Genomic DNA, 15,218 nt, shown 5'->3' with positions numbered 1-15,218 from the left:
AAATTATTATCTTAACTATGATATAATTTTAACATTTTTTACAAAGATACAAGGAAAATAATAGAATGAAAATTAAAAAAGTATTTACACTAGCTATACTCTTGAGTTTTTTTGTTGCTTGTAGCAATGATAAAGAAAAAGATCAAAGTGATATGAATGCAAGCGTTCAATCAAGCTTAAGTCAAAGTGAGAACTTGAGATTTAATCTCAATTTAATAGACGGAAATTCAATTTTTATAAAAAAAGATAATGAAAATTTAAATTTTGCTGATGGAGATAAAGCAACTTTGTTTGTGTTTTTTACTACTTGGTGTTCCCCTTGTATTGCAGAGATTCCGCATCTTAATAAGCTTCAAGAAAAATATGAAGAGCAGTTTAATATAGTGGGTGTTTTACTTGAAGATAAGAGTGATGAGGAGCTTAGAGCTTTTGCTCAAAAAAATCAGATTTTATATAAAATAGCCAATGGTGAAAATAATTATCTTTTAGCTAAAATTTTAGGCGGAGTTAATGGAATTCCTACTATGTTTTTATATGATAAAAACTCTCAGCTTATAAATCAATACTTAGGATTGATTCCAGAAGAAATGTTAGAAATTGATATACAAAAGGCGATACTTTAATGTTTGATTTTTTTAAAAAAGGACTTGCAAAAACCCTTGAAAGTATAGTGGGTGTTAAAGGTGAAAATAAAAAAATTACCAAAGATTTACTAGAGGAAATTTTACTTGAAGCAGATGTGGCGTATGAGATCGTAGAAGAAATCATTTATTATTTACCACCCAGTGATGAGGTTAAAAAAGAAGATTTAAAGCGTGTGATGGGTTCTTATTTTCTTTACGAAAATAAAGAATTCTTAGATGAAAAGCCTTTTGTGGAGCTTATTTTAGGGGTAAATGGCGCGGGTAAAACCACGAGTATAGCTAAGCTTGCTAATTTATACAAAAGCCAAGGTCAAAAAGTGATTTTAGGCGCTTGTGATACTTTTAGGGCAGGGGCGATAGAGCAGCTAAGACTTTGGTCTGAAAAAGTAGGGGTAGATATAGTTTTAACCCAACAAGGTCATGATCCTTCGGCGGTTGCTTTTGATACTATTAGCAAGGCTAGAGCTAAGGGTTTTGATAAGGTTATCATCGATACAGCGGGTCGTTTGCAAAATCAAAAAAATTTAGCCAATGAGCTAGAGAAAATCATTAGAATTTCGGCTAAAGCTATGCCTCATGCCCCGCATAGAAAAATTTTAGTACTTGATGGTACTCAAGGCAATGCCGGCATTTTACAAGCTAAAGCTTTTAATGAACTTGTTCAGCTTGATGGAGTTATTATTACTAAACTTGATGGCACAGCAAAGGGTGGAGCGCTTTTTAGTATAGCGCGTGAATTAGAACTTCCTATTTTGTATATAGGGGTGGGTGAAAAAATGCAAGATTTGATAGAATTTAATGCACAAAATTTCTTAGACACACTTTTAGAGGGTGTTTTTGATTAATTTAATTGTTCAAGCCTTAAAAAATTTTCTAAAGATTCCTTAATCTTATCTAGCTTTAAATTTTTCGCTATAAATACCAATTGCGAAGGATGATTAAGGCTTGAAATTTTAGTATGCGTAGGATGATAAATCAGATGTCCTACTCCATTAATGTTGGTTAGATAAGATTCCTCTGTATTGATAAGTCCTTTTACTCTTAGAATTTTTGATCCGTGTTCGTGTAAAAGCATGCTAAGCCAAATGCTAAAAATATTCCAATTTATAGCCTTGTCAAAAATAAGAGTTATAGAACTTATGTCATCTTTATGGCTTTTTATTTCTATATTTTTAATTTCTCTTTGAATTTTATGATGGCTAGAAAGCATATCGAAATTAAAATTTTCTTTGCTTATGATTTGTATATTAGGATATAAAGTGTTTATCTTTTCTTCTAAGCTTTGGGTATGGGGATTAAGATCTTTTTTTGTGAGTATTAAAAAATCAGAGCTTAATATTTGATTGCAAGCTTCTTCATTTTGTAAGTGATTAAGCCCTTCAAAAGCGTCAATACAAGTGATAATATTGGCTAATTCAAAATGGTTGGCTAAAAACACATCACTTTGAAAAGTAAAGATAATAGGTGCAGGATTTGCTAAGCCTGAGGTTTCTAGTATGACTCTTTGAGGTTTTTTACCTTTGTTTTCAAAATTGTCAAGCAATTCTTTAAATTTCTTTTGCAAATCTTCTCTTTTATTGCAGCAAGCACAACCTGCATTTAAAAATAAAGTTTGCTCCTCGATAAAATCTGTTTGTACGAGTTTATGATCTAAAGAAACTTCCCCTAGTTCGTTGATTACAAGAGCGATATCGTTAAGAGCTTGATTGGTTAATATTTCTTTTAAAAAGGTTGTTTTTCCACTTCCTAAAAAACCGGTAACAACATGAACGGGAATTTTAGCCATGCTTAGCTCTTAAAAAATGAAGTAGATTTTCATCTAATACATCAAATGATTTTTTTTCAAGCTCGCTAGCCTTAATCCACAAATCGCCCAAATCATTAACGATAATATCACGCCCTTTTTTATTGCTTAGTATGTATTTTGAATTTTGCCATTCTTTAAGTTTTAATCCATAAAATTCTAAAATTTCATTTAAAATTTTGACTTTTTTAAGTCTTATCCTTAATCTTTCTTTTTGTTCTTCACCTACGCTAAGTTCGTGTTTTTCTTCTTTAAAATTTAATTCACTCCAATGTAAAGTGCTTATCATTTCGCCACATAAAATACACATTTTTATCCTTTTGAATTCACAAGGCTAAAAGCCTTGCAAATTTATTTTTTTCTTGGAAAGCGTTTTGAAAAATCATCCGCCATATCGTTTAAATTTACCCATTTTACACCTTCGTATTTATTGATATGTTCAATAATTCTTTCATGCATGAGTAAAACTTGAGGTCTAGCGCTTACATCAGGATGTATAGTCATAGGAAAAATAGCATAATCCATTTCTCTATAAACCCAATCAAACTGATCTATCCACATTTGGCCTATATCTCTTGGAGAGACAAAACCAAAGCTATTTGGAGATTTTTTTATAAACATCATAGGAGGAAGATCGTCTAAATACCAATTTGCAGGAATTTCAATCAAATCTGTTTCTTGTCCGCGTACCAAAGGCTTCATCCATTCTTTGGCATCTTTACTATAATCAATTTTAGTCCATTTGTCTCCAACACGCACATAATAAGGTGTGAAGTCATTATGCATTAAAGAATGGTCGTATTTGATGCCGTGTTTAAGCAAGAGCTCATTGGTGATATTTGAAAATTCCCACCAAGGTGCCACATATCCACTTGGTTTTTTTCCGCTGATTTTTTCTATAAGTTCTATACTTTTAAGTAAAACATCTTCTTCTTGTTTAGCACTCATTGCAATAGGATTTTCATGTGAATATCCATGGGCACCTATTTCATGTCCTGCATCCACTATCATTTTCATTTGTTCAGGAAAGGTTTCTATGGAATGTCCTGGAGCAAACCAAGTTGCAGGAATATTATATTTTTTAAAGAGTTTTAAAAGCCTAGGGATACCCACTTCACCCGCAAAAAGACCTCTTGAAATATCATCAGGAGAATCCTCACCTCCATAGCTTCCTAGCCATCCTGCTACCGCATCAATATCCACGCCATAAGCAACTAGAATTTCTTTTGCCATTTTTACTCCTTTGTATTAAGATGGATGTTTGTTAATATTTCTTGATTTAATTTGAGATTTAAATCCTTAAGATAAGGTAAATTTTTTCTTTGAATTTGAACTTCTTCAAGATCAAGTTCAGCTATGATAAAACCTTCTTCTTCTAAGATCTCTTTTATAATTTCTCCTTTAGGATTGATAATTTTTGATTTTCCAGCAAAGGTTAAAGTTTCATTATTTATCTTAGAAATTTCACTTCCAGATCGGTTAGCAGCCAAGACAAAAACACCATTTTCTAAGGCTCTAGATCTACTTGCTAGATCCCAAACATAAGTTCTTGCTTTTCCAAAAGCTGAAGGAAAGCAAATGATTTCAGCTCCTTGAAGCGCTAAAAATCTAGATCCTTCGCTAAAGCCTATTTCATAACAAATTTGCAAACCTAATTTGAGTTTAAAATTTTCAAATTCTAGTTCAAAAATAGGATATTTATCTCCTCTTGCAAATCTTTCTTTTTCATTACCCCAAAGATAAATTTTTCTATAAACACCTAAAAGACCTTTGTGACTAATGATGTAAGCACTATCATAAAGTTGGGTATCTTTTTCTATAGAACATGCTACGATATAAGCTTGATAGTTTTTAGCTAATTTTTGTAATGCATCAAGATTAGGATGTGCTTGATGTAAATTTAAGCTAAATTTTTCATCTTGATCTTCCACGCAATAAGCACTATCGTAAAGTTCAGGCAAAACTATCAGCCTAGCACCTTGCTCTAATGCAAGATGGGCAAGCTTTAAGGCTTTATCGAGATTGTTTTGAACCTCGTAAGATTTTGGAGCAAATTGGATTAGGGCGACTTTTAGTAATTTTTGCATACTCTAGCCTTTTTTATTTTATTTATATTATAATCATATAAAACTTAATTTTATTTGACTTTTTGTTAAATTTTAATTTAATTTTTGTTATAATGTGAAAAATTATTGCAATAAATATTCTTTAAAGAAAGTATCATGGCTAAAAATAAAATTTTTTTTGAATGCCAAGCTTGCGGAAATCAGCAAAGCAAATGGCTTGGAAAATGTCCTGAGTGTGGTTCTTGGGATAGTTTTATAGAATTAAAATCTGAACAAATTAAAGTTTTAAAAGAAATCGCACAAGCAAGTACAAAAGCAAGCGAGGCTATCTGTATAGAAGATGTGGAGCTCGAGCATTTTTCAAGGTGTAGCACTGATGATGATGAGCTGGATTTGGTTTTAGGTGGAGGGCTTGTTGAGGGTTCTTTGGTGCTTATAGGTGGTAGCCCTGGGGTTGGCAAATCTACACTTTTACTAAAGATTGCTTCTAATTTGGCTAAAAAAAATAAAAAAGTTCTTTATGTAAGTGGAGAAGAAAGTAAGGCGCAAATCAAATTAAGAGCCGATCGTCTTGAGGCTAATACTCCTAATTTATTTTTACTTACAGAGCTTTGTCTTGAAAATATTTTAGAAGAATTGCATAAGAAAAATTATGAAATTCTTATCATCGACTCCATACAAACCTTATATTCAAATAAAATTGCTTCAGCGGCTGGAAGTATCACTCAAGTGCGCGAGATCACTTTTGAACTTATGCGAGTAAGCAAAACTTACAATATCAGCACTTTTATAATAGGACATATCACCAAAGAAGGAGCCATAGCAGGCCCTAGGGTTTTAGAGCATATGGTCGATGTGGTGCTTTATTTTGAAGGGGATGCAACTAAAGAAATCAGGCTTTTAAGGGGTTTTAAAAATCGCTTTGGTGGCACAAGCGAGGTGGGAATTTTTGAAATGACTCCTAAGGGTTTAATTAGTGCAAAAGATTTAGCCAATCGTTTTTTTACGCGAGGTAAAGCTATTTCAGGCAGTGCTTTAGGTGTTGTAATGGAGGGTTCTCGTGCTTTGGTTTTAGAGGTGCAAGCTCTAGTGTGCGAGAGTTCTTATCCTAAACGCAGTGCCACAGGCTATGAAAAAAATCGTCTTGATATGCTTTTGGCTTTACTTGAAAGAAAATTAGAAATTCCTCTTGGTCATTATGATGTTTTTGTAAATATTAGCGGTGGAGTAAGGGTAAATGAAACTGCGGCTGATTTGGCTGTGGTTGCGGCTATTATTTCTAGTTTTAAAAATCGCCCTTTGAGTAAGGATTGTGTTTTTATAGGGGAATTGAGTTTAAATGGAGAAATAAGAGAAGTTTTTAGTCTTGATACCCGTTTAAAAGAAGCTAAAATGCAAAAATTTAAAAATGCTATTATTCCATCTAAACCTTTAGAAGATGTAGGGCTTAAATGCTTTGTAGCCAAAGAGCTTGCCCAAGTTTTAGAATGGATGTGATTATTGCTATAAAGCCTTATATTTTTTGTTTTAACATCAACAAATTTAGAGCTATTTTTTTATTAAATTAGGAGTAAATATTTTGTTAGTTTTCATTAAAATATAAGCAAGATGATAATATAATTAGAGTTTAAAAAAATAGCGAGGAAATTATGAAAGATTTATTTTTATTCAGTTCTTTACTTGACTCAAGTCATACTTTTTCTTATTTTTTTCATTTAGGTTTGGTAGCTTTGATTGCTGTCATTTGTGCTTCAATGGCTACTCGTTCTATGCAACTTGTTCCACGCGGTATGCAAAATTTAGGTGAAGCGTTTTTAGAGGGTGTTTTGTCAATGGGACGCGACACTATGGGAGATGAAAAAGGTGCGAGAAAATATCTTCCTCTTGTAGCAACCTTGGGAATTATAGTTTTCTTTAGTAATATCATCGGTATTATACCAGGCTTTCATGCTCCAACAGCAAGTTTAAATTTAACACTTTCTTTGGCTATTATTGTATTTGTTTATTATCATTTTGAAGGAATTCGTACTCAAGGTTTTATAAAATATTTTGCTCATTTTATGGGTCCTATTAAATTCCTTGCTCCTTTGATGTTTCCTATCGAAGTAGTATCTCACCTTTCTCGCGTTATTTCTTTATCTTTTCGTCTTTTTGGAAATATCAAGGGTGATGATTTATTCTTAATGGTAATTTTGGCTCTTGTGCCTTATATTGCACCGCTTCCTGCATATGTTCTTTTAACTTTTATGGCATTTTTACAAGCATTCATTTTTATGATTTTGACTTATGTTTATCTAGCAGGTGCAACGATAGTTGAGGAAGGTCATTGATTTATATCTTAGAATTCTTCAAAGGTGCGTCCTTAGCTTTAATGCTTTTTGGCGCACTTTTTTTCTTTTTTAAATTTCATTCTTTTTTATATTTTTTCTTAGGACTTCTTCCGGGTTTGCTTTTATCTTTAGTTTTTGTTTGTCTTATAGAAAATTATGAATTAAAACTTAAAATCAATCAAGATAAAAGCAAGTAAGTTTTATTTTTAAGCGTGAAGTTCTTCTTTTAATAAATATTTTACGGCTTCATAAATTTTTATAGCTGCTTTGGATTTATTCATGGTATAAAGATGAATTCCATCCACCCCGCTAGTAATCAAATCTACAATTTGATCTATGGCATAAGCAATTCCAGCATCTTCTAAGGCTAAAGTATTGTTTTCGTATTTTTCTAAAATTTTGGCAAATTTAGGTGGAATTTTAGCTCCGCAAAGCTGTGAAATTTTTAATACTTGTCTTTTGTTTGTAATAGGCATAATGCCTGCATAAATAGGAATATTAATACCCGCTAAAGCACAATTTTGCTTAAAAGTGTAAAAATCTTCATTATCGTAGAAAAGTTGAGTGATGAGTTTGTCTGTGCCTGCATCAACTTTATTTTTAAGATGGTGTATATCTTCTATAAAATTTCGAGATTCGTTGTGTTTTTCAGGATAACAAGCCGCATAAATTTCAAATTCTCCTTGCTTTCGGATAAAAGAGATCAAATCACTTGCATAAGAAAAATCTTTACTTTTTTCCAAATCATTACATACATCCCCTCTTAAAGCAAGAATTTTATCAAGTTGTCTTTCTTTGCATTCTTGAAGTATGCTTATAATTTTTTCCTTACTAGAATGAATGCAAGGTAGGTGCACTATGCTAGGAATTTTATATTCTTCTTGAATTAAGCTTGCTGTTTCTAGGGTATTTTTTGAATTTATAGAGCCGCCAGCACCAAAAGTTACACTGATGAAGTTAGGACTTAATTGTCCTAAATCATCTAAAATTGCATTAAGATTCTTAATGTTTTCATCTCTTCTTGGTGGAAAAATTTCAAAAGAAAAGCTACACATAAAACCCCCTTATAATTTCTCTCTTATTTTTTGTGTGGCAATAACTAAATTTTTAAGAGCAGCTACAACTTCTTCATAACCCCTTGTTTTAAGTCCGCAGTCTGGGTTGATCCAAATTTGCTCTTTAGGCAATTTGTTAAGAATTTTTTCTATGGTTGAGCTTATTTCTTCCACGCTAGGCACCCTAGGGCTATGTATATCATAAACTCCTGGTCCAACTTCAGTTTGAAAGTTAACAGCTTTTAGGGTATCTAAAAGATTGAGATTTGATCTTGAAGCTTCAAAAGATATTACATCTGCATCCATTGCATCAATTTCTTTTAAGATATCGCTAAATTCGCTATAACACATATGGGTATGAATTTGTGTTTTGGTTTTTACTCCGCTATGTACAAGATTGAAAGCAGGAATCGCCCAATCTAAATATTCACTATGCCAATCGCTTTTTCTTAAAGGCAGTTTTTCTCTTAGAGCCGCTTCATCAATTTGTATGATTTTAATGCCCGCATTTTCAAGATCTAAAACTTCATCTCTTAAAGCTAAAGCTATTTGCTCGGTGCTTTCTTTTAGGCTGATGTCTTCTCTTGGGAAAGACCAATTGAGTATAGTCACAGGACCTGTTAGCATACCTTTTACGATTTTTTTACTCAAGCTTTGAGCAAATTTAGACCATGCTAGAGTGATAGGTTTTGTGCGTGATACATCGCCCCAAATTACAGGTGGTTTTACGCATCTTGTTCCATAGCTTTGAACCCAGCCATTTTGAGTAAATAAAAAGCCTTTTAAATTTTCTCCAAAATATTCCACCATATCATTTCTTTCAAATTCCCCATGCACTAAAACATCAAGTCCTATTTCTTCTTGAATTTGGATACATTCTTTAATTTTTTGTTGATTGAATTCAGTATAGTTTTGTGCTGAAATTTTTTCTTGTTTAAAAGCAAGACGATTAGAGCGTACATCAGCACTTTGAGGAAATGATCCTATGGTTGTGGTTGGTAAAACAGGAAGTTCTAAAAATTCTTTTTGAATTTGGATACGCTCTTTAAATTCAGGCTTTCTTACAAAATCTTCTTTTTTTAGAGTTTGAAGTCTAGCTTTTACTTTTTCATCTAAACGATTAGGAATATTTTTAAAGAGTTCTTGATTGGCTTTAAAAAGAGGATTTTCTTCATTGCTATTTATGATAGCTTTTAAGTCTTGTAATTCTTTAAGTTTTTCTTTTGCAAAAGAGAAAAGTTTAAGATAACTTGAATCTAATTTAGTTTCAAATTCTGTGCTATAAGGAACGTGCAAGAGTGAACACGAGGTATTTATAACTATATTTTGAGTGTATTTTTGAAGTTCTTTGATAAGTTTTAAGCTTTTTGCGTAATCATTAGCATAGATATTTTTACCATTTACTATACCTGCAAAAAGTATTTTGTCGTTAGCAAAACCATGTTTTTGGATTAAATTTAAACTTTCTTTGCCTTCTACAAAATCAAGCCCCAAAGCATCAAAATCACTTTCTAGAAGTTTAGTATAAATATCTCTTAAATCTCCAAAATAGCTTTGAAGCAAGATTTTAACTTCTCCCTTGTGTTTTAAAAGTTCTTTGTAAAATTCTTCAAATAAAGCAATATCTTCTTGATTTAAATCATAAACTAAATAAGGTTCATCAAGTTCTAACCATGCTACCCCTAATGAATTAAGCTTTTTAAGAAGTTCAATGTATGCTTGTAAAAGCTTGTCTTTAGCGAGTTGTTTAGTATTTTCATCTTTAAAGGCTATGAGTTTAAAGAGGGTAAAAATTCCCACTAAAACAGGTTTTGTTTCTATGCCAAGCTCTTTTGCTTCAAGGTATTCTTTAAAAATTTTATCTCCACTTAAAGCTATAATACTTGCATCATCACACTCAGGTACTAAATAATGATAGTTTGTATTAAACCATTTTTTCATTGCTAGAGCTATGGTATCTCCATTTTTTCCTTGATAACCACGACTTTGTGCAAAATACTCATCTAAAGGATCTAAATTTAAATCTTTATAGCGTTTTGGAGTGATATTAAAAAGCACAGCCGCATCTAGTACATTATCATACAACGAAAAATCATTGCTAGGAATGAAATCAATCCCCGCATTTTGGATATCTTTCCAATGTCTAGCTCTTAAATTTTTAGCAGTTTCTAAAAGCTCTTCTTTAGAACTTTGAGCTTTAAAATATTTTTCAATAGCAAATTTTAATTCCCTATTTGCACCTATTCTTGGGTAAGAAATGATTGAATTTTTCATATTGTTCTCCTTTGTTGTTAAATTAAAAAGTAGGGATTAAAGCACCCTGATATTTTTCTTCTATAAAATTTTTAACTTCATCACTTTGTAAAGCTTTGACTAAGGCTTTGATTTTATCAAGCTCTTCATTTCCTGCTTTAACGGCGATGATATTGCCATATTCGCTATATTTATTTTCTGTATAAAGCCCGTCTTTTATAGGATTTAAGCCCGATAAAATTGCAAAATTACTATTGATAAGAGAGTAATCTACATCATCTAAACTTCTTGTAAGTTGGGCATCTTTTAATTCTACAAATTTAAGATTTTTAGGATTTTTTACGATATCCAAAGGCGTAACAAGTTCGCTATCTTTAATCTCGATTAATCCCGCACTTGCTACTATGCGTAAAGCACGACTTTCATTTGTAGGATTGTTAGGTATTGATATACTTGCCCCTGTTTTAGGTTGAAATTCTTTATGTTTTTTAGAATATACCGCCATAGGTTCGATATGAATACTAGCAACTTTTACAAGATGAGTGCCTTGTCTTTGATTAAATTCTTTCAAATAAGGTTCATGCTGAAAATAATTTGCATCAAGTTCGCCATTTTCCACCATAATATTAGGAATCACCCCATCATTAAATTCGTAAATTTTTAAATCATAACCTTGCTTTTGAAGAGTAGGTTTGATAAACTTTAAAATGTCTGCATGTGGGACAACTGAAGAACCTACTTTAAGTTCTTCATTAGCCCAGGCAAAGCCTGTAAAAAGAGTTGCTATGCAAAAAGCTTTTGCAAATATAGTCATTATTCCCTCCTTTTTATGCGAAACTGAATTTTTCTATTAAATCGCTGTGATAAATGCGTGCTACATCAGGATGTGAGCGTATCATTCTTTTAAAATAGTTGCTAGCAACATTTCTTAAAAGTGGATTTTTTGGATCTGTATCCACGCCCTTGCTTTCTTGGACAAGTTCAGGATTTAATGGAAAAATAGGAATATCTTTATCAAGCTGCACTCCAAGGAAATAAGCTATACTAAAGCGTTCTTTAGGGCTTAAATTTACTCGGTGTATAGTAGCTTTTAGATAACCATTAGTGGCTAATTCTAAAAATTCTCCTATATTAACCACAACACTACCTTCAAGTGGAGGAACACTAATCCATTGATCGTCTATGAAAGCCTCAAGTCCGTTTTGCTCTTCTTGAAAAACAAAGGTAATAAGTCCACCATCTTTGTGTGGTCCTACTCCTTGAGAGGCATCTTTGGAGATTTTTGGATAGTGTATGATTTTACAATGTTCATAAGAATTTTCACCATAGAGTTTGCCAAAGGCATTGCTAGACAGATCAAGAGCTTCGGCAAATGCTTGTAAAATTTTTAAACAAGCGTTTCTTGTTTGTTCGTGCCAAGCTAAAAATATTTCTTTAAGTTCAGGAATTTCATCAGGCCATAAATTTGGACCTTCTAATCTTTGCCATAGGGGCGAATTTAAATCCCATTTTAAAGCTTTTCTTTCTGTGCCTATGTCAATTTGTTCTCTATAATCTTTTTCTCCAGCAGTATATTCAAAGCCTTCGCTTGTATAACCTCTAAATTGAGGCGAATGCACCATGGAAATAAGTTCTTTAGAGCTTCTAGGAAGATTGAAAAAATCTTTACTAAGTTTAAATAATTTTTCATTTAAATTTTTATCGATACCGTGATTGATAAGATAAAAAAAACCTACATTTGAAGTAACTTCTCTTAGATTTTTAAGAAAGGCACTTTTGTCTTTTTCATAAATCTTTAAATCAAGTACAGGTAAATTCATTTTCTCTCCTTAAAATTATATTTAAGGATAAGAAGATATCTTTAATGTTTAGATTTTGTTTCGTAAGATTTAACTAAAAATTAGGATTTTAAGTTGTGTTTTGAAAAAAATAAACTTTTTGACTTTTCTACACATTATATCTCCTTATCCACCTTTTGGGCCTTTGGAAACATAATGTTAAAGCCAAAGGACGCACTAGATATTACACATCTGGCACATCAGTTTCATTTTTTCTCCTTAGAAAGTTAAATTCTGCACATTGTATAAAAAAATATATTAAAAAAAGCTTAGTCCTTAGAAATTTAAGGACTAATTTTTAGATATTTTCAAGTTTTAATTCTTCGTTGTTCATTACGCCTATGGTAGAATTTAAAACTTTTTGTGCAATTTCTTTTGCTTCATCCAAAGAATGCATAGCACAAGTTCCACATTGATAGATATTGAGTTCAGGAATTTGACTTTGATCGCTCACATTTAAAATATCTTTCATTGCAGCTTCCCAAGCCTTGGCCACACTTTTTTCATCAGGTATGCCAATTAAACTCATATAAAAACCTGTGCGACATCCCATAGGCGAAATGTCGATGATTTCAACCAAATCCGAATTTAAATGATCTCTCATAAAACCTGCAAATAAGTGTTCTAGTGTATGCGTACCTTTTTCACTCATGATGTCTTTATTGGGTATGCAAAAACGCAAGTCAAATACGCTAATATCATCGCCTTTTGGTGTCTTCATTGTTTTAGCTAAACGCACAGCGGGTGCTGGCATTTTGGTATGATCTACTTTAAAACTATCAAGTAATGGCATTTTAACTCCTTTGTATATAAATTATTTTATAGATTATAACATTTAAAAATAATATTTAAAGCCTTTCTAAAAGAAAAAAGGATAAAATAAAGCATTAAAATTCAAGGAAAATCAATGTTTGAAGTAGTTATAGGACTTGAAGTACATACTCAACTAAACACCAAAACAAAAATATTTTGCTCATGCGCAACTTCTTTTGGAGAAGCTCCAAATACAAATGTTTGTCCCACTTGTTTGGCTTTACCGGGTGCTTTACCTGTTTTAAATGAAGAAGCGGTAAAAAAGGCCATCGCTTTTGGGAAAGCGGTAAATGCCACTATAAACAAAAAAAGTGTTTTTAATAGAAAAAATTATTTTTATCCAGATTTGCCCAAAGCTTATCAAATTTCACAATTTGATATTCCTATAGTAGAAAAAGGTGAGCTTTTTATCAATGTAAAGGGTGAAAATAAACGCATAGGTATTACAAGAGCGCATTTAGAAGAAGATGCGGGTAAAAATATCCACGAAAATAATTATTCTAAAGTAGATTTAAACCGCGCAGGAACTCCTTTGCTTGAAATTGTAAGCGAACCTGAACTTAGAAGCAGTGATGAAGCAGTGGCGTATCTTAAAAAACTTCATTCTATCATACGTTTTTTAGATATTTCTGATGCAAATATGCAAGAGGGAAGTTTTAGATGTGATGCTAATGTAAGTATAAGACCAAAGGGCGATACTAAGCTTTACACTAGAGTAGAGATTAAAAATCTTAATTCTTTCCGTTTTATCCAAAAAGCTATAGAATATGAGGTAAAAAGACAAAGTGAGGCTTGGGAAGATGGAACTTACGAACAAGAAGTAGTTCAAGAAACCAGACTTTTTGATACAACAAATTTAGTTACAAGAAGTATGCGTGGTAAAGAAGAAGCGGCAGAATATCGCTATTTTCCAGATCCTGATTTGTTGCCTGTTTTACTAAAAGATGAATTTTTAGATACTCAAATTCCTGAGCTTCCTGATGAGAAAAAAATGCGCTATATAAATGAACTTGGTATTAAAGAAAGCGATGCAGAGGTGCTTATAGGATCGCTTGAATTAAGTCGTTTTTTTGAAAGTTTGATTGCTTTAAATTTAAATCCTAAGCTTTGTGTAAATTGGTTAAATACTGAGCTTATGGGACTTTTAAAAGGGGAATTAACGATAGAAAATTCCCCAGTAGATGCGATCAAACTTGGTACCTTAATCAAACGCATAGAAGAGGGTGTGATCAGTGCAAAAGCAGCAAAGGATGTTTTAGCTCATGTTTTTGAAAATCCAGATATGGATATTGATGAAACGATTGAAAAGTTAGGGCTTAAGCAGGTTAGCGATGATTCAGCTATCGAAGCAGTAATTGAGCAAATTTTAAATGCCAATGCTGATAAGGTTGCAGAGTATAAAAGCGGGAAGGATAAGCTCTTTGGTTTCTTTGTAGGGCAGACTATGAAAGAAGGTAAGGGAGCCTTTAATCCTAACAAGGTCAATGAAATTTTAAAAGCAAAGTTGGGCTGATGAGCAAAATTGCAATCATCGGCGCAGGAAAATGGGGCAGTGCTTTATATAGTGCTTTAAGTATTAATAATACTTGTTTTATGACTTCTCTCACACAGCGAGATTTGCCTTATTTTGTGAGTTTAGAGCAGGCTTTGAATTGTGAATATTTGGTTTTTGCTTTAAGCTCTCAAGGAATTTATTCTTGGCTTAAACAAAATTTTGTTAACAAGGGTCAAAAAATTCTTATCGCTTCTAAGGGTATAGATACTTCAACTTGTAAGTTTTTAGATGAAATTTTTAGCGAATTTATAGATAGAGATAAGCTATGTGTTTTAAGCGGTCCTTCTTTTGCAGCCGAAGTAATGCAAAATCTTCCTTGTGCTTTAGTTGTAAGTGGGATAAAAGAAGAATTATGTAAAAAATTTGCAAGTTTTTTTCCAGATTTTATTAAAGTATATACAGATGATGATGTGCGCGGTGCTGAAATTTGTGGCGCTTATAAAAATGTTTTAGCCATTGCTAGCGGTATAAGCGATGGTTTAGGACTTGGAAATAATGCAAGGGCTTCTTTGATTTCTAGAGGTCTTATTGAAATGCATCGTTTTGGTAAATTTTTTGGAGCTAAGGAAGAAACTTTCTTGGGGCTTGGGGGCGCAGGAGATTTATTTTTAACTGCAACTAGTGTACTGTCAAGAAATTATCGCGTGGGTTTGGCTTTGGCAAAAGAAAAAAAACTCGATGATATTTTACAGGAATTAGGTGAGGTGGCAGAGGGGGTAAAAACAGCCTATGCTATAGCAAAGATTTCAAAAGATAAAGCAATTTATACACCTATTGTAAATGAAATAGTACAGATCTTGCAAGGAAAAAATGTTAAACAAGCAGTACAAAATTTATTAAAAACAAAGGATAATTAGGAG

At 32.3% G+C, this 15,218-nt stretch carries 16 protein-coding genes; 7 read left to right on the top strand and 9 right to left on the bottom strand.

What is annotated here, in order from left to right:
* Window positions 1–65 precede the first annotated feature (65 nt).
* Together CCO88_RS01245 and ftsY are read left to right on the top strand one after the other, a co-directional pair.
* On the top strand, window positions 66–623 hold the full coding sequence (locus CCO88_RS01245) for a TlpA family protein disulfide reductase (protein WP_002777379.1): 558 nt from the start codon (window positions 66–68) through the stop codon (window positions 621–623).
* A complete protein-coding gene (gene ftsY / locus CCO88_RS01240) occupies window positions 623–1,489 on the top strand; it encodes a signal recognition particle-docking protein FtsY (protein ID WP_002781285.1) in 867 nt (288 codons plus the stop codon). The genes CCO88_RS01245 and ftsY overlap by 1 nt, the downstream gene beginning before the upstream one ends.
* Here ftsY and CCO88_RS01235 read toward each other — a convergent pair.
* From CCO88_RS01235 to CCO88_RS01220, 4 genes are read right to left on the bottom strand one after another with little or no spacing between them, the layout of a single operon-like run.
* Entirely contained in the window at window positions 1,486–2,430 is a 945-nt protein-coding gene (locus CCO88_RS01235; protein WP_002777375.1) for a CobW family GTP-binding protein, read from the bottom strand. The genes ftsY and CCO88_RS01235 overlap by 4 nt on opposite strands.
* Window positions 2,423–2,758, bottom strand: coding sequence for a hypothetical protein (locus CCO88_RS01230; protein ID WP_002777373.1), 336 nt, complete (start codon window positions 2,756–2,758; stop codon window positions 2,423–2,425). The genes CCO88_RS01235 and CCO88_RS01230 overlap by 8 nt, the downstream gene beginning before the upstream one ends.
* A 41-nt stretch (window positions 2,759–2,799) precedes the next feature.
* Window positions 2,800–3,681, bottom strand: coding sequence for a polysaccharide deacetylase family protein (locus tag CCO88_RS01225; RefSeq protein WP_002790083.1), 882 nt, complete (start codon window positions 3,679–3,681; stop codon window positions 2,800–2,802).
* A gap of 2 nt (window positions 3,682–3,683) precedes the next feature.
* Window positions 3,684–4,535: a carbon-nitrogen hydrolase family protein gene (locus CCO88_RS01220; RefSeq protein WP_002784379.1), complete on the bottom strand. Its 852-nt coding sequence runs from the start codon at window positions 4,533–4,535 to the stop codon at window positions 3,684–3,686.
* A 135-nt stretch (window positions 4,536–4,670) separates the two neighbouring features.
* Here CCO88_RS01220 and radA point away from each other — a divergent pair, with 135 nt between their 5' ends.
* The 3 genes from radA (at window position 4,671) to CCO88_RS01205 (ending at window position 7,041) form a co-directional block, all read left to right on the top strand.
* A complete protein-coding gene (radA, locus tag CCO88_RS01215; RefSeq protein ID WP_002815522.1) occupies window positions 4,671–6,011 on the top strand; it encodes a DNA repair protein RadA in 1,341 nt (446 codons plus the stop codon).
* A gap of 152 nt (window positions 6,012–6,163) precedes the next feature.
* Window positions 6,164–6,844, top strand: coding sequence for a F0F1 ATP synthase subunit A (locus CCO88_RS01210; RefSeq protein WP_002813412.1), 681 nt, complete (start codon window positions 6,164–6,166; stop codon window positions 6,842–6,844).
* Window positions 6,841–7,041 carry a hypothetical protein gene (locus CCO88_RS01205; RefSeq protein WP_002777366.1) on the top strand — a complete coding sequence of 67 codons (201 nt, stop codon included), beginning with the start codon at window positions 6,841–6,843 and terminating at the stop codon, window positions 7,039–7,041. Before CCO88_RS01210 ends, CCO88_RS01205 begins: the two co-directional genes overlap by 4 nt.
* Before the next feature lie 9 nt (window positions 7,042–7,050).
* On the opposite strand, the gene metF is transcribed toward CCO88_RS01205, so the two are convergent.
* The 5 genes from metF to luxS all read right to left on the bottom strand — a co-directional run bounded on the left by metF (window position 7,051) and on the right by luxS (window position 12,783).
* Window positions 7,051–7,899, bottom strand: a complete 849-nt coding sequence (gene metF, locus CCO88_RS01200; RefSeq protein ID WP_002777362.1) for a methylenetetrahydrofolate reductase [NAD(P)H] — start codon at window positions 7,897–7,899, stop codon at window positions 7,051–7,053.
* A gap of 9 nt (window positions 7,900–7,908) precedes the next feature.
* On the bottom strand, window positions 7,909–10,173 hold the full coding sequence (gene metE, locus CCO88_RS01195; protein ID WP_002777360.1) for a 5-methyltetrahydropteroyltriglutamate--homocysteine S-methyltransferase: 2,265 nt from the start codon (window positions 10,171–10,173) through the stop codon (window positions 7,909–7,911).
* Window positions 10,174–10,195: 22 nt separating this feature from the next.
* Window positions 10,196–10,966 (bottom strand): MetQ/NlpA family ABC transporter substrate-binding protein, encoded by a 771-nt coding sequence (locus CCO88_RS01190; protein ID WP_002781303.1) that lies wholly within the window; start codon window positions 10,964–10,966, stop codon window positions 10,196–10,198.
* A 13-nt stretch (window positions 10,967–10,979) separates the two neighbouring features.
* Complete coding sequence (locus CCO88_RS01185) at window positions 10,980–11,972, bottom strand: isopenicillin N synthase family dioxygenase (RefSeq protein ID WP_002777355.1); 993 nt, start codon at window positions 11,970–11,972, stop codon at window positions 10,980–10,982.
* A gap of 316 nt (window positions 11,973–12,288) precedes the next feature.
* Window positions 12,289–12,783, bottom strand: a complete 495-nt coding sequence (luxS, locus tag CCO88_RS01180; RefSeq protein WP_002784381.1) for an S-ribosylhomocysteine lyase — start codon at window positions 12,781–12,783, stop codon at window positions 12,289–12,291.
* 114 nt (window positions 12,784–12,897) lie between these two features.
* Between luxS and gatB the strand changes: the two genes are divergently transcribed.
* Both gatB and CCO88_RS01170 read left to right on the top strand, forming a co-directional pair.
* A complete protein-coding gene (gene gatB, locus CCO88_RS01175; protein ID WP_002839101.1) occupies window positions 12,898–14,316 on the top strand; it encodes an Asp-tRNA(Asn)/Glu-tRNA(Gln) amidotransferase subunit GatB in 1,419 nt (472 codons plus the stop codon).
* Window positions 14,316–15,215: an NAD(P)H-dependent glycerol-3-phosphate dehydrogenase gene (locus CCO88_RS01170; protein WP_002784382.1), complete on the top strand. Its 900-nt coding sequence runs from the start codon at window positions 14,316–14,318 to the stop codon at window positions 15,213–15,215. Before gatB ends, CCO88_RS01170 begins: the two co-directional genes overlap by 1 nt.
* The last annotated feature ends 3 nt before the right edge of the window (window positions 15,216–15,218 follow it).

The organism is Campylobacter coli LMG 9860, from assembly GCF_000254135.1.
Classification (GTDB): domain Bacteria; phylum Campylobacterota; class Campylobacteria; order Campylobacterales; family Campylobacteraceae; genus Campylobacter_D; species Campylobacter_D coli.
The sequence above is the reverse complement of the archived record's forward strand: the minus strand, read 5'-3'. Positions and strand labels throughout refer to the sequence as shown.

Coding starts and splice junctions, on each gene's coding strand:
- CCO88_RS01235 (WP_002777375.1), bottom strand. CDS start 2,430: ATGGCTAAAATTCCCGTTCATGTTGTTACCGGTTTTTTAGGAAGTGGA.
- CCO88_RS01220 (WP_002784379.1), bottom strand. CDS start 4,535: ATGCAAAAATTACTAAAAGTCGCCCTAATCCAATTTGCTCCAAAATCT.
- luxS (WP_002784381.1), bottom strand. CDS start 12,783: ATGCCATTACTTGATAGTTTTAAAGTAGATCATACCAAAATGCCAGCA.
- CCO88_RS01170 (WP_002784382.1), top strand. CDS start 14,316: ATGAGCAAAATTGCAATCATCGGCGCAGGAAAATGGGGCAGTGCTTTA.
- CCO88_RS01190 (WP_002781303.1), bottom strand. CDS start 10,966: ATGACTATATTTGCAAAAGCTTTTTGCATAGCAACTCTTTTTACAGGC.
- CCO88_RS01210 (WP_002813412.1), top strand. CDS start 6,164: ATGAAAGATTTATTTTTATTCAGTTCTTTACTTGACTCAAGTCATACT.
- metE (WP_002777360.1), bottom strand. CDS start 10,173: ATGAAAAATTCAATCATTTCTTACCCAAGAATAGGTGCAAATAGGGAA.
- CCO88_RS01225 (WP_002790083.1), bottom strand. CDS start 3,681: ATGGCAAAAGAAATTCTAGTTGCTTATGGCGTGGATATTGATGCGGTA.
- ftsY (WP_002781285.1), top strand. CDS start 623: ATGTTTGATTTTTTTAAAAAAGGACTTGCAAAAACCCTTGAAAGTATA.
- metF (WP_002777362.1), bottom strand. CDS start 7,899: ATGTGTAGCTTTTCTTTTGAAATTTTTCCACCAAGAAGAGATGAAAAC.
- CCO88_RS01230 (WP_002777373.1), bottom strand. CDS start 2,758: ATGTGTATTTTATGTGGCGAAATGATAAGCACTTTACATTGGAGTGAA.
- gatB (WP_002839101.1), top strand. CDS start 12,898: ATGTTTGAAGTAGTTATAGGACTTGAAGTACATACTCAACTAAACACC.
- CCO88_RS01185 (WP_002777355.1), bottom strand. CDS start 11,972: ATGAATTTACCTGTACTTGATTTAAAGATTTATGAAAAAGACAAAAGT.
- CCO88_RS01245 (WP_002777379.1), top strand. CDS start 66: ATGAAAATTAAAAAAGTATTTACACTAGCTATACTCTTGAGTTTTTTT.
- radA (WP_002815522.1), top strand. CDS start 4,671: ATGGCTAAAAATAAAATTTTTTTTGAATGCCAAGCTTGCGGAAATCAG.